Here is a 13101-nt window from a genome sequence, read left to right on the forward strand (position 1 = left end):
AGCTCTTGCGGGTGTACACCCATCAGACCTGTTTGAGCAGAACCTGTGGGAGCAAAGCTTGCTCGCGAGGCGGCCTTATAGCCGACCTGGCTCTTGCGGGTGTACTCCAATCCAATTGTGGGAGCGAGCTTGCTCGCGAAGGCGGCCTTATAGCCGACCTGGCTCTTGCGGGTGTACTCCAATCCAATTGTGGGAGCGAGCTTGCTCGCGAAGGCGGCCTGACAGCCGACCTGGTTTCTCCCGGTCGTACTCCAATCCAATTGTGGGAGCGAGGCTGCTCGCGATGGCGTCGGCACAGTTTGCATCAAAGCAAAGCGCTACCCTTGGTCCCAGGCGCCGCCATCTCCTTCGTTTCCAAATGATCCAACGCCCGCTCAACCAACAACTGAACCCCATCGGCCATGCGGCTGATCGCCAGGGCGACGCAGCGGCGTGAGTCATCGACATCGTCAGCCAGGTCGGCGGCGATGGTGCTGATGGACAGCAGGTCTTCGGAGGCATTGGCGAGCAGGGTTTCGGTGTCAATGTGGGGGGCGACGATGAAAAGCTGGTTTTTATCGGGTTCGGGCGGTGAGGAAGGTTGGGGTTTGAGGTAGTAATCGAGGGCGCGGATGGCGGCGTCTTCGAGCTTTTTTTCTTCGAGGGCTTCGACGCGGGATTTATGGCCGCTTTGCGGCGGATTCGGTGTTGCTTTGAACATAATGATTTCCCTGGAGGTGGAGCTGACACCCATCGATTGCACTTCGAAAAAGGTGGCAGCTGTACGTAGGTGTGCAAGACCGGTCCAGGAACCCGGCAGACCCGAAAGTCTCCCACGCGCAGCCGCCATAACAATCGGCGAGCATAGAAAAATGCTCGGCGAATAGCCATAACGAATGCGTTCCTAGATCGGACTTGCACGTCCGTGTCACCGTTTTTTGCGATGACGGACAAAGGTTAGCGGCGCTCGGAAGCACTGCCTAGTTCATGAACAACGCTGCGTATTGAAGGAAATGTCCGAGGGTTTGGCGGGGGAAAAGATCAAAGGATCGCAGTCTTCGGTAGCTCCTACAGAAGTGGGTGTAGGAGCTACCAAGGCTGCGATTTTTTGATCTTTCGCTTGGAATTCCATGCCCTGCGCAATTGATCAAGACTTGTTGGGCGACAACTCCGCCATCCCCTTGAGCAACTCGATTGGCAGCGGAAAAACGATGGTGGAGGTCTTGTCCCCGGCAATGGAGCCCAGTGTCTGCATGTAGCGCAGTTGCATGGCACCAGGCTGGCGACCGAGCATTTCGGCGGCTTGCATGAGTTTTTCCGAGGCTTGCAACTCGCCTTCGGCGTGGATCACCTTGGCCCGTCGTTCCCGCTCTGCTTCGGCTTGCCGGGCGATGGCGCGGATCATCGATTCATTGAGATCCACGTGCTTGATTTCCACGTTGGCCACTTTGATACCCCAGGCGTCGGTCTGGGCGTCCAGCACTTGCTGGATGTCGCTGTTCAGTTGCTCGCGCTCGGCCAGCAATTGGTCCAGGTCATGTTTGCCGAGAACGGCGCGCAAGGTGGTCTGGGCCAGTTGGCTGGTCGCCATGAGGAAGTTTTCGACCTGGATAATCGCCTTCTGTGGATCGAGCACGCGAAAGTACAACACCGCGTTGACCTTCACCGAGACGTTGTCGCGGGTGATCACGTCCTGCGCCGGTACGTCGAGGACAATGGTGCGCAAGTCGACGCGGATCATCTGCTGCACCACGGGAATCAGCAGGATCAACCCCGGCCCTTTGACCTGCCAGAACCGGCCGAGCTGAAAGACCACCCCGCGTTCGTATTCGCGCAGGATCCGGAACGTTGAAGCCGCCAGTGCTATCAACAGCAACAACAGCATCGTGAAACCGATTTGCATACCCATATCAGGCTCCTTGTGAATCAGCGGCGGCCACTTCCAATAGCAGGCCCTTGCGTGCGATGACCCGCACGGCCTGGCCAGGCCGCAGCGGCATCGCGCTTGTCACCTGCCAGCGTTCGCCTTCCAGCTGGATCCAGCCATGATGGTTATTGCCGGCCTGTAACGCTGTCACCGCCGTGACGCTGCCCAACAACGCGGCATCGCCGCTGACGGGTTGGCGCGGTCGGGTTTTCAATGCGCGGACCAGGAGGGCTATCAGCAAAAAGCCACTGATCAGACCCAGGACGATCATCAGTGGGACCGGTATATCGGCGTTGGTCAGGATGATCGCGCCAATGACGCACAGAATGATGCCGCCCAACCCGGCGACTCCGTAGTTGGGCAGGGCGGCCTCGGCGATCAGCAAGGCCACGCCCGCGGCAATCAGCCAGAAACCCAAGGGATTGGCCGTCAGTAGCGCGAGTCCGTCGGCCGCCAATGCGGGCCCGCTCATGGCCAGCAATGCGACCATCAAACAGCGAATGTTCACTGGATCCTCCGCGATGTGATTGGGAACTCTATCTAGAGTCTAGTTCACGCGTGGTTTGATCGAATTTTGATCAGTCTGGCGGTCGTCAAGAGGCTAGACTGCGGGGAGTAACCCAGCCATCCGATCTATGCTCAGGAGTCCCGCATGCAATCCCCGATCCACAGCCTGCCCGCGCTGTTCAAACAATTGGGCCTGTCTGACGACCCCGTTGATATCGACAAATTCATCACGACCCATTCACCCCTCAAGCCTGAACTGCACTTGGCTGACGCGTTTTTCTGGAGCACAAGCCAGCAGCAGTTACTGCGTGAAGAAATCCTCGAGGACGCGGACTGGGCGGAAGTGGTGGACCAGTTGAATGTGTTGCTGCGCAAGGGACGCAACGAGTGACACGGAAGCAGAACCTGTGGGAGCGGGCTTGCTCGCGAATGCGTCGTATCAGCCAGCATCACCGACAACTGGCCCAGCGCTTTCGCGAGCAAGTCCGCTCCCACAGAGAAAGGTTGTTATTCTTTACTGTTATTAATAAATAGCTTCTTATTCCTTAATCAATCTGGCTCGCCTCCCTATACTCGCCTGCAACAGACACGCGGGAGAGCACCCATGCGCAACGAATCGATTCGCTACCTGATTGTGCCGGGCTGGCAAGGATCGCCGCAAAACCACTGGCAAACCCATTGGCAGAACAGCCTGCCCAACAGTGCCCGGGTCGAGCAGGCCGACTGGTTGACCCCTCGGCGTGAAGACTGGGTGGCGGCGCTGGCCGAAGCCATTGCCGCCGACAGCAGGCCGGTGATCCTCATTGCCCATAGCCTGGGTTGCATCACGGTTGCCCATTGGGCGGCCAGCGCGCCGGTGCAGTTTCTGCAGCAGGTGCGCGGGGCGTTACTGGTGGCGCCGGCGGATGTCGAACGGCCGGCCTGCGCGCCTGCGTTGCGCAATTTCGCGCCGATTCCCACCGATCTGCTGCCATTTGCGAGCCAGGTGGTCAGTTCCGACAATGACCCCGCCGTGAGCGTTGAGCGCGTGCTTGAACTGGCGCGTCATTGGGGCGCCGAGGCCGGGATTCTGGCCGGGGCGGGGCATATCAATGTCAAGTCTGGCCATCAGCGTTGGGAGCAGGGTTTCGCCTATCTCTATCGTCTGCAAACCCGCATGGAGCACCACGCCCTGCGTCGCGCCTGAGTTTTTTTGCCCTCCCGTCTCCCGGCGGTGGGGGCGGGAGTCTGCCATGAGCTTGCATGAAACACTGGGTCAGCCGTTGCTGACGTTTCCCGACGCACAAAAAAGCCCCCTGAGCATTCGCGCCAAGGCGTTGGTGTTCGTCGACCCGCGTTCGCGGCAACTACGCCACGCATTGGAGCAACTGGCGCCGCGCTCGATCGCGGTACTGATTCGCGGCCAAACCGGCACGGGCAAGGAGTTGCTTGCCCGTTACCTGCATCGTGAAAGCGCTCGCGGTGGGCTGTTCGTTTCGGTCAATTGCGCTGCGATCAGCCCGACTTACGCCGACGCCGAATTGTTCGGTTATGCCGTCGGCAGCCACAACGGCTCGGCCAGTAGCCGCGCCGGCTGGTTCGGCTCGGCCAATGGCGGCACCCTTTATCTGGATGAGATCGGCGATTTACCGCTGCCGATCCAGCTCAAATTGTTGGCGGCCCTGGAGAACCACGAAGTCATCCGCGTCGGCGCCCACCAGCCCAGCCCTGTGGATGTGCGCCTGGTTGCGGCCACCAGCATCGATCTGGCGCAAGCAGTGGCAGCCGGTAAATTCCACCAACGGCTCTATGACTATCTCAGTGAAGGTCAACTCGAGTTGCCGGCTTTGCGCGAGCGGGTGGGCGATATCCTGTCCCTGGCCGAGTACTTTCTGGGCATCTACAGCCAGCGCCTCGGCCTGGCGGTGCCGCTGATCAGCGAAGCCGCGCAGCACGCGCTGGAACGGCACGACTGGCCGGGCAATACCCGCGAGTTGGAGAACGTCATTCATTTTGCGTTGCTGGTGAGCACCGGCGATCAAATATTGCCGGAACATCTCAATTTACCGCATCAACCGACACCCGCAACGGTGATTGAGCAAATGGTTCTTGAGTTGATCAGGCAAGGTGACCGGCAACAACTTGAGCGATTAAAGACATGGATCGCCGGGATCTGATGCCTGCGTCAATAATGTTACTGAATCATTTGAGCGCTGATGATTTTTATATTGTCGGCGTTGTTGTTGCGCGGATCCCGTAAATGTCGGGGCTGTTTCATTTTGCGGCCAGTTATAAGTTGTCATTCAAATAATTTGTCTGGGTTTTGATCTTGATTGGTGGCGTCGTAGTGATGGTTAATTAAATGGCGCAAGCAATGTGGCGGCCGAACTTGAAGGCTGCCACTCTTCAATCAAGTAACGGACTAAGGATTTGAAAATGGAACTTAAGAATAATGAACCTGGCGTGGCGACATGGTCGGACCTGAAAACCTTTAAGATTTTTTCAGTCTCGGGCGGTAATCAGTTGTACCGCAACGGTTATCAGCAATTGAAGGTTAAAGTGGTTGTCGAGGTCGAAGACTGGCTCTGGGGCAGTGTCGCTCTAAGCCAGTCCGAGCTGGACTCCATTGTTCTGGTCGATGCATTGACCGGATTGGCATTGACCAAAGACCGGCACCGCGAAGACATCAAAGACTGGAGGTACACCGAGCGGGAGGACAGCCGTTTTCGCCAGCTTCCTCCGAATGGCCCTATCCAAGGCTCGGTGCCGTCGGGTGAGTTTGTTTACACCAAAGATTTTTATGTCACGACCCGTTCCGACACACCGATAGATTTACAGCTGTGCATCACGCGGGCCGATGGCAAAAAATTTCTATCTTCCAAGGCCAGCGAGTTTGGCTCTCTGGTATTGATTCCACTGGCGCCCGCTGTTTACCGAAGTGAGCAGTACTCTGTTCGCGCCATCCCCGCCTACTATTCCAGCCAATCGCCTGATATCGCGAAAGTCGAGGGTTTTGTCCTGGAGTTGATCGTTGACCAGCAGCGAATGGAATTTGTGGCGGACTTTTTTATGAGGACGCATCTTCAGATAGGAAGCTCGGACAATCGATACTCGGGCTATTACGTGGTGGGCTATGGCGCTGGTCGCGCAATACGAACGTCAGCCTATTTGAGTTGGGAACGGCCGGATGCGGTAGGAAGGAATTTAAGCGAAAAGGGCGCGGTTGCATTCGTTCTGGCGTTCGGAAAAAAGGGTGGGCCGGTGTGGGTCCGAGAGAATAGAAACAGTGCTGCACTGGAAATGCGTGATGTATTTGGAAATTTCCATCAACTGCGCGTCGGGATAACTGAAGAGACGTTGGCGGTCTGGGTCGCCCGGTAAATCAGAAACCATGTTCAAGGAAGAATAGATGAGTCGCTCAGTTTCATTCAAAGAGCAGTTAACTTCGGCTGCCTTCAGGTTTGATAGTTTCATTCGTTCGGGTGTTGATCCTCGTACCGGTAGTTATAGTTGCAGCGTGGCGCTGGATGCAGCGCCCACTGACGCAGCCGGCGGGTCGAAGCTACCGCTTACCCTTTCATATGATTCCTTCAATAATCAAAACATGGGTTTAGGCACCGGCTGGTCCCTGCGCACCTGCAGCTATGAGCAACGCCGACGCAAGCTGACACTGTCGAACGGCGTGACCTATCAGCTTCTGGTCAGCGAAGGCCAGGCCACGTTCAAGGATAAAAAGCTCGATAACCTGAACGTTACGGTGCAAGGCGATGAACTTGTCATTGAGCACATAGATGGGCGGACCGAAATACTCTCGCGCCCCTCTGCAACGGCTGACGAGTGGCTGCTGACGCATGCGTATTGCCCCAATGGCACGCAAACGCGCTATGCCTACAGGCTCATTTCCGGACAGCGACGGCTGACGGAGGTTTATCACCAACATCACCGCCTGTTGAGTATCGACTATGCCCAGAACGGAGGAACGCCACCGACCATTACCTTGTGGCCGGATATGCCTTCAAAAAGACTCCAATACCGGTTCGCGCTCAACAATGAACTACTCCAGCGCATCATTCTGGTCACGGCCGAAAATAATCAGTTGATGTGGTCCTTTGGTTATCGGCGAATCAATGGTTTTTTGCTGATGACCAACGTCCAACAGCCAAGCGGCGCGCAGGAAACGCTCAGTTACAGGCCTGAGGGACATCGCTTGCCTACGGGGGCGCCGGTCTCTTCGTTGCCGGTTGTCGTCCAGTCGGTCATGTCCCCCGGCGGGGGGCAGCCGGCCATGATGAGCAAATATGAATACTCGCGCAGAAACTTTCTCGGGTTCGATTCGCGCGCGTTCTGGACCGCTGACAGTGACGTGCTTTATGGCTTGAGCGGGCAGTACGAGTACGCCTGCACCCAGATACAGATCGCCCTTGATGAAGGTGGTCAGCGTGAGGCGTCTCGCGTCACGCGTACCTACAACCGCTTTCATTCGATGATTTCGCAAAGAACGATCAGTGGCGGCAAGATGCAACTGCGAGAGATCGAATACCACGATGTCCCCAATAGGGCTTTCGAGGATCAGCCCCCACAGTTCCAGATGCAACGCGTGGTGCGCGACAGCTTCTTTGACAGCAGCGATGCCGCGGATGCGAGGCGCAGCAGAATCAGAAGCGAGGTCACCCGCACGTCCTATGATGAACATGGGAATCTGCTGGAAAAGACCAGTCCGAGCGGAGTGCGTGAAGTCTATGAATACTTCCCCGCACAAGGGGATGCTGACTGTCCTGCCAGTCCATTGGGCGTGCCGTCCTTGCTCAAACAGAAGTCGATTTTCGCTTCCCCTGACTTCGCTGCCGCACCTACAACGGTGGTCCGTTACACCTACGCTGAGCTGCCTTCGTTACGTCCCGGTGGCGGCCGTTGTGTGCAGCTCGCCAGTGAAACACTGTTCGAAGGCGGCGTCAGCGAGCCACGGGTGGACTGTCGATTAAGGTACGTCAACGACGTCAATGACGTCTTCCATGCAAGGCTGCAAAGCAAGGTTGAAACGGTAGGTGGTGTACGGACTGAATATCAGTATGCGTACCAGCGTGAAAACGGGCATGTCCGCACCGACCAGACCTTTAGCGCCGAAGGCGTGAGGCACTTGCGACAGAGCTGGCATGACGAGTGTGACTGGCTGATCAAGACCCGTGAGTCCGGGGGCAGCAGCGTCAGCATGGAATACGATTCGCTGGGGCAACTGATCCGTGAAACGGTGATGCCAGGCACTGACAGCGCAGCGTCGCGTCAATTCACCTATCAACCGTTCACACCCGAAGATCCGTTTGTCACGGTCATCGTCACGGATTCGCGGGGTGTCCAGACAGCGACCCGCAGTGACGGGGTCGGCCGCACCATCAGCGTCCAGAAGCAGGATGTCGATATGCCTGGCGCGCCCATGCGCCTGATCTATCAGGCCGAATACGACAGCCTCGGGCGCCTGAAGGCGGATGAAGAAACCGACTGGTTCGAGGGCCAGGCGAAATCACTGAAGACCCTGTACGAGTATGACCCGTGGGGACATCAGAGCCGCGTCCGTCGCCGTGGACAGGTGATCGTGCATGATGAGGTCGACCCGGTAGCGCTCACTCGCACACAGTGGGTGGAAGGCGCCGGCAAGACGCGTACGTTCACGAACGTTTTTGGCAAACCGTCGCGCATCGAACGGGTGGACCTGTCAGGCGTTGTTCGAGAGGTCACCGCCTACGAATACGATGGGCTGGGACGGTGCATCAGGCAAAGGGCTTCTGACGGGGCGGTGACTCGCTACAGCTACGATCTGGCGGGGAGGGTCCTGAGTACGGTTTTGCCCGACGGTACGGTCATCAAGAAGCAGTACGCGGTACACAGCCAGGGTGACCATCCCACGCAAATCAGCGCCAATGACTACGTGGTGGGTAGCCGAACCTACGATGGGCTGATGCGTATTACGCTCAATCGCTCAGGTGGTCGCACTGAACGATTGGTCTATGAAGGCTCCAGCAGGAACGCTTCACAGAGGATCACTGCGGCCGGCAAAGTCCTGCGGTTCACCCTTGATCCGTTGCTCGATGATTGTGTCACCGAGCGCGCAGGCAGCCAGGCGCCGGTTTCGACAAGGCATCGTTTTGATCCGCGCACCGGCCTGCTCCAGGAGTCGGCCAACGCGCTGGTGCAGCGACGCATGGAATATTCTGCGTCCGGTCGGCTCAAGCAGGAGAAATGGGTAACTGCGCTCGACCGGTTCGAAAGTTCGCAAACCCACTCGTTGATGGGAAAGCCGATTTGCCATACAGACGTCAACGGCGCGGATCGCACCTGTCTTTATGACGAGACAGGACGGTTGTCGGGCATCACCCAAGGCCGAGTCTGCGTCGCCTACTCGTACAACGCTCAAGAGCAACTCAGTTGTATCACCGTCACCGACGCTCAATCGGGCCTGTCAATGGTCACCGACCTGGTGTACGACGAGTTTGGCCGCGAGGTTCTTCGACGTTCCTCCTCCCAGGAAAAAGACGTCCTGGAGTTGGCCCAGTCGTTCGGCCCCGGCGATAAGCTCAGCCAGCGCACGCTCAAGGTCGGGAACGTTCTCCTGCGCCTGGAATCGTTCACCTATGATCTGCGTGGCCGCTTGGAGCGTTACGCCTGCAAGGGTGAGCAGGCGCCCGTGGATACGCAGGGAAAAGTTATCGTTTCCCAGGATTTCACTTACGACTATCTCGATAACATTCGTCAGGTCACCACCCGTTTCGTAGGTGGCGAGAACATTGCGAACTATCGGTATGACCTGGCTGACAAAACGCAACTCAGTGCCGTCATCCACAGTCATCCCGACTATGTGGCGGGCAATACAACCTTCAGTTATGACGCGGACGGCAATCTGCTCAACGATGGGCAAGGGCGCAGGCTGCTTTATGACGAGTTGGGCCGCCTGGAAAGCGTGACGTCGGCGGACTCCAGATCGACGTTGGCCCGCTATCGGTATGACGCCGCGGATTGGCTCCATGCCTTTGAGCTGACGGGGGAGAAGGCATACCGGCGTTTCCACCATCAAGAGCAGTTGTGCAGCGAAGTGGCGGGTGACGAGAGGCGCAGCATCGTGCGCGAAGGGCGGCAGTTGCTGGCCCTGTTGCAAGGCCAGGAGACGGCGCTGTTTTGCACCGACGCTTACGGCAACGTCCTGCAGGCACTTTCCGGTGCAGACACCACCACGCAGGCTTATTCACCCTATGGGCAACGCCCGGTGTCCGACGGGTTGGGTAGCCTGTTCGGTTTCAATGGCGAGCCGCTGGACCCCGTGACGGGATGTTACCTGCTGGGTAATGGCTACCGGGCTTACGATCCGGTACTGATGCGATTCCACCGGCCCGACAGTTGGAGCCCGTTCGATGGCGGTGGCCTCAATCCTTACGCCTATTGTTTGGGAGACCCGATCAATCTCAGCGATCCGACAGGCCATATTTCTGCCTGGGGTTGGGTCAAGATAGGTCTTACTGCTGCTTTTGCTGTGGCTTCCGTCGCATTGACCCTTGCGACCCTTGGCGCATCCGCACCTTTGGTCGGGGTGTCATTTTCGGCTGCGGCGGCGTTGACGCTGGAAGTGGTGTCAGGCGCGGCATCGATTGCATCGGTGGTGTTGACGGAGGCAGCCCCGGATGCCGTCGCCACGCAGATTCTCAGTTACACCAGTATTGCGCTGGGTGTCGTGTCTGGCGGGGCTTCCCTGGCGGGCAAGGTATTGGGCAAAGGCACAAGCGTCGCGTTGCAGAAAACCGTCGAGGCACTCGGTGATACCGTGACATTGAATCGTGGCAATGCCTTGCGTGCGGTACGTGTTGGGGAATATGCCAAGGCCGCGAGCCGTCTGGTTCCTGAAGGCGGGCGGCGTAACTTCATCGCTGTGCAAAACGACCTGAGGAATGTACTGACAGCCAAGGATGTGGTCGGTTACGTCAAGTATCCGGTTGACGGCGTCAGGTACACGATCGATAGAGATCGGTACATCGAAAAAGCCAAAGAGTATCTCCAGCGCGCGGACGAATTTTTCGGCAGCCAGTCGCTTGGGCAGGCACAGGACGAAATCTATGGTGACGTCAGGAAGCGAAGCGCCGATATCCGATTTGCCTGACGAGGAAATTACGCCTGCTCATTTATGGATTTTGGGTATAAGCACCTCAATAAAAGATATTGTTAAGGCATAAAAAATATCGGTATCGTCCACATCACGCCAGCGATAGCACTTCGCTGGCACTTCCATTGTTTGACCGTGGTCCATGACGACGGTGATCTTCGATAAGGACACTGCATGAAAAAGGTTCTGTTATTCACCGCGTTGGCAGCAGCCCTGACCTCGGGTCTGGCCCAGGCGGCGGAGAAACTGGTCGTGGCGGCCACCCCGGTGCCCCACGCTGAAATCCTTGAGCTGATAAAGCCGGCCCTGGCCAAAGAAGGCGTGGACCTGCAAATCAAGGTGTTCACCGACTACGTTCAACCCAACGTACAGGTTGATCAGAAGCGCCTGGACGCCAACTACTTCCAGACCCTGCCGTATCTCAAGAGCTTCAACGAAGGCAAAGGCACCGATCTGGTGACCGTGATCGGCGTGCATGTGGAACCGTTCGGTGGTTACTCGAAGAAAGTCAAAAGCCTGGCCGAACTCAAGGACGGCGCGACCATCGCCATCCCCAACGAAGGCAGCAACAGTGGTCGCGCCCTGATCCTGTTGCAGAAGGCGGGCCTGATCGAGCTCAAGGACCCGAAAAACGCCCTGGCCACGCCCAAGGACATCGCCAAGAACCCGAAAAACTTTCAGTTCAAGGAGCTGGAATCGGCCATGCTGCCGCGTGTGCTGGATCAGGTCGACTTGGACATGATCAACACCAACTACGCCCTGGAAGCGGGTCTTAACCCGGCCAAGGATGCGCTGGTGATCGAAGGTTCGGATTCGCCCTACGTGAACTTCCTGGTGGCCCGCCCGGACAACAAGGACAGCCCGGCCATGCAGAAACTGGCCAAGGCCCTGACCAGCCCGGAAGTGAAGGCATTTATCGAGAAGAAATACAGCGGCGCGGTACTGCCGGCGTTCTGATCGAACAGCAAGGATTTGAAGTTTCAACGCCGACGGCTTTGCCAGCGTCGGCGTTTTTTTGTGCCGACGCTCAGAACCCGTCTTGATCGATGTAGCTATGCAGGCGGTTTTTTTAATGCGCGGCGCAGGGCCACGAGCAGTTTGACGATGTCGCGTGGGTCGAGGTGTTGCGGGGCTTTCACGTCAGCCATTGTGATCTTCCTTGTGATGGGGGCCAGGCAGTCTGGCCATAAGCTGCGGTTCCTTGGAGAGGTCCGTCGAGAAATAGACCCGTCCTACAGCCAGTGGAAAAATAGCCTTCTTACTTGGCCCCTGCAAATACCGTCGATCAATCCGGCCAGCTCCAGGCCGGCGCATCCAGTATTCCCTGGCCGACGATCCCGGTCTGGCCCAGATCTTTCTCCAGCACGATGCAATTGCAGTCGCCGTCCTGCTGCAAGGCGGTGATCAAGCGCCGGGCGTGGGAAACCACCCAGACCTGACAGTGCGCTGAAGCGCGGATGATCAACCGTGCCAGGGCTGGCAACAGGTCCGGGTGCAGGCTGGTTTCCGGTTCGTTGAGCACCATCAGCGAGGGTGGGCGCGGGGTGAGCAGTGCGGCTATCAGCAGCAGATAGCGCAGGGTCCCGTCGGAAAGTTCGGCAGCCGACAGCGGGCGCAGCAAGCCATGCTGATGAAACTCGATGCCGAAACGCCCGCCTTGCAGTTTCTCGATATGCAGCCGGGCACCGGGGAATGCGTCGCTGATGGACGAGTGCAGGGCTTGATCGTCGCCGATCTCAAGAATGGTTTGCAGGGCAGCGGCCAGGTCACGCCCGTCGTGGTGCAGCACCGGAGTGCGGGTGCCCAGTTGCGGCTGGCGCGCCGGGGCGTCGGCGTCGCTGCGAAAGTGGTCATAGAAGCGCCAGCGACGAATGAACTCGCGCATTTGCAGCACCTCTGGTGAGGTGCGCAGGCTGCCGACCTGGTCGAACAAACTGTCAAAGGTGGGCGTGTACTGAGCCAGGACGTCCCAGGTGCGACCGTCCCGGGCACGGATCATGGGCCCGTTGCGATCCACCAGCAGGCTGGCGGGACGAAACACCGGGCCGGCCCAGATGCATTCGCGCTTGATTTCAGGGTCCAGCGAAAACGCGGACAAACTCGGTTCCGGCAGGCCGAGGGAGATCGAATAGCTGAAATCTTCCCCGGCAAAACCCAGGCGCAGACGTTTCGTGCTGAGCCGCACCGTAGCTCCGATGGGCACCTCGCCGTTGCGCATACGCCGGCTGATCACTTCCGGCCCGGCCCAGAAGGTCGAGTCCAGCCCGCCTTCGCGGGCCAGGGCGTTGACCACGCCACCCTGGGCGGTCTCCGCCAACAGGCGCAGGGCACGATACAGATTGGATTTGCCACTGCCGTTGGGGCCGGTGATCAGGTTCAGCCGGCCCAGGGGGATCACCAGTTTGTTGATCGAGCGGTAGTTGGCCACCGCCAGTGTCTTGAGCATGTGCAAATTTTTCCTGCTGCCGCAAAGGCACTAGTCTGCCTGATGGGTGTATCCATTGTGATCCTGTGGCAGGTGTTGAACCCTGTTCTAAGCTCACAGTCGTATCGTCACTGGTACGTC

At 58.0% G+C, this 13101-nt stretch carries 10 protein-coding genes; 6 read left to right on the plus strand and 4 right to left on the minus strand.

What is annotated here, in order from left to right; translation table 11 throughout:
* Positions 1-304: 304 nt before the first annotated feature.
* The 3 genes from PSEUDOMOFG3G_RS25000 to PSEUDOMOFG3G_RS25010 all read right to left on the minus strand — a co-directional run bounded on the left by PSEUDOMOFG3G_RS25000 (position 305) and on the right by PSEUDOMOFG3G_RS25010 (position 2414).
* The gene (locus PSEUDOMOFG3G_RS25000) at positions 305-700 is read right to left on the minus strand and encodes a DUF6124 family protein (RefSeq protein WP_139048788.1); all 396 of its coding nucleotides are present in this window, start codon (positions 698-700) and stop codon (positions 305-307) included.
* Positions 701-1126: 426 nt separating this feature from the next.
* A complete protein-coding gene (locus PSEUDOMOFG3G_RS25005) occupies positions 1127-1888 on the minus strand; it encodes a slipin family protein (RefSeq protein WP_047226796.1) in 762 nt (253 codons plus the stop codon).
* A 1-nt stretch (position 1889) separates the two neighbouring features.
* Positions 1890-2414, minus strand: coding sequence for an NfeD family protein (locus PSEUDOMOFG3G_RS25010; RefSeq protein ID WP_047226797.1), 525 nt, complete (start codon positions 2412-2414; stop codon positions 1890-1892).
* A 144-nt stretch (positions 2415-2558) separates the two neighbouring features.
* Between PSEUDOMOFG3G_RS25010 and PSEUDOMOFG3G_RS25015 the strand changes: the two genes are divergently transcribed.
* The 6 genes from PSEUDOMOFG3G_RS25015 (at position 2559) to PSEUDOMOFG3G_RS25040 (ending at position 11492) form a co-directional block, all read left to right on the plus strand.
* Complete coding sequence (locus tag PSEUDOMOFG3G_RS25015) at positions 2559-2804, plus strand: DUF2789 domain-containing protein (protein WP_047226798.1); 246 nt, start codon at positions 2559-2561, stop codon at positions 2802-2804.
* Positions 2805-3017: 213 nt separating this feature from the next.
* Positions 3018-3599, plus strand: a complete 582-nt coding sequence (locus PSEUDOMOFG3G_RS25020) for an alpha/beta hydrolase (RefSeq protein WP_139048789.1) — start codon at positions 3018-3020, stop codon at positions 3597-3599.
* 46 nt (positions 3600-3645) lie between these two features.
* Positions 3646-4569 carry a sigma 54-interacting transcriptional regulator gene (locus PSEUDOMOFG3G_RS25025; RefSeq protein WP_076383250.1) on the plus strand — a complete coding sequence of 308 codons (924 nt, stop codon included), beginning with the start codon at positions 3646-3648 and terminating at the stop codon, positions 4567-4569.
* A 259-nt stretch (positions 4570-4828) separates the two neighbouring features.
* Positions 4829-5773: a hypothetical protein gene (locus PSEUDOMOFG3G_RS25030; RefSeq protein ID WP_139048790.1), complete on the plus strand. Its 945-nt coding sequence runs from the start codon at positions 4829-4831 to the stop codon at positions 5771-5773.
* A 28-nt stretch (positions 5774-5801) separates the two neighbouring features.
* A complete protein-coding gene (locus PSEUDOMOFG3G_RS25035) occupies positions 5802-10532 on the plus strand; it encodes an RHS repeat-associated core domain-containing protein (protein WP_139048791.1) in 4731 nt (1576 codons plus the stop codon).
* A 177-nt stretch (positions 10533-10709) separates the two neighbouring features.
* Positions 10710-11492 carry a MetQ/NlpA family ABC transporter substrate-binding protein gene (locus PSEUDOMOFG3G_RS25040; RefSeq protein WP_047226803.1) on the plus strand — a complete coding sequence of 261 codons (783 nt, stop codon included), beginning with the start codon at positions 10710-10712 and terminating at the stop codon, positions 11490-11492.
* A 328-nt stretch (positions 11493-11820) separates the two neighbouring features.
* On the opposite strand, the gene PSEUDOMOFG3G_RS25045 is transcribed toward PSEUDOMOFG3G_RS25040, so the two are convergent.
* A complete protein-coding gene (locus PSEUDOMOFG3G_RS25045) occupies positions 11821-12981 on the minus strand; it encodes an AAA family ATPase (RefSeq protein WP_139048792.1) in 1161 nt (386 codons plus the stop codon).
* Positions 12982-13101 lie beyond the last annotated feature (120 nt).

Source organism: Pseudomonas sp. FG-3G (assembly GCF_901007645.1).
In the GTDB taxonomy this organism is placed as follows: domain Bacteria; phylum Pseudomonadota; class Gammaproteobacteria; order Pseudomonadales; family Pseudomonadaceae; genus Aquipseudomonas; species Aquipseudomonas rhizophila.